The following is a 979-nucleotide window of genomic DNA, read 5'->3' as shown; positions in this document are numbered from 1 at the left end:
AAACATTTCGATATCTTTTTGAGTAATGCGCAAGGACATGGCGATAGTGACGCAGGAGTTCGTCCTTTTACTGATTGGGATGATAGTGCATCTAGCTTTACTGAAGTGTGGCAGCACTATTCAACCTTATGGGCTGATGTGGAGCGAATAGGGATAGGCCATAGTTTTGGAGGTGTGAACACGTTATTGATGACACAGATCGACCCAAAGCTATTCACGAAAGTATTTTTGTTAGATCCAATTATTGGGTCGAGATCGTGGTCATATGCGGCGAATGGCTTACGCATGTTGGGTCTGTCAAAGCACTTTCCCCTGGCAAAACAAGCGCTTGTTCGCGGTACGTATTGGCCTGACGAAGAAGCATTATGGAATTACTTTTATCAACGCGGCACTTTCAAAGGCTGGGATGATGATTGTTTACGCTCCTACCTTAATCATGCGATAAAATCAGATGAAAACGGTGGTTTTTCACTGAAATGTCCGCCGAAAATAGAGAGTAATATTTTCTCGAGTTACTCGAACTCGGTTTGGTCTTCTCTAGCTGCCTTGGGTATACCTGTGCACATGATTTATGGCTCACGCACGTATGACTTTGTGCGTGCCAACTTGCCTAAGCTAGCGCGCCAATATCCCTTTGTAGAAGCAAGCAAAACCATTGGCGGGCATTGTTTTATGTTTGAACAGCCCGAGCAATCCAGTGAATTGCTGCTTTCTCTGCTTGGGTATGATGCTTAAGCCTTATTATTTGTGACGAAGTTCACTATAATCCTGCCTTTCTCAAACAATGGTTGTATAAAGAATGCGTGACGAAAGTATTTTGTTAGGTCAGGTCGAAGGGTTTATTTCTGTTTTGGCTCAATGCCAGGCGCTCGGAATTACCGTAGCTTCGGCACGCGAGAATGAATTAATCTTAGAACTTCCTTATACAGAGAAAATTATTGGTAACCCTGATACTGGTGTTATTCATGGGGGGGCGATT

General features: G+C 43.6%; 2 protein-coding genes. Both read left to right on the top strand.

Translation table 11 applies throughout. The features are described from left to right. The coding region (locus A3738_RS20785) for an alpha/beta fold hydrolase (RefSeq protein WP_068763823.1) at positions 1–735 on the top strand (735 nt) is incomplete at its 5' end. A 64-nt stretch (positions 736–799) separates the two neighbouring features. Beyond that, the coding region (locus A3738_RS20780) for a PaaI family thioesterase (RefSeq protein ID WP_369819823.1) at positions 800–979 on the top strand (180 nt) is incomplete at its 3' end.

The organism is Oleiphilus sp. HI0066 (genome assembly GCF_001635725.1).
The sequence above is the reverse complement of the archived record's forward strand: the minus strand, read 5'-3'. Positions and strand labels throughout refer to the sequence as shown.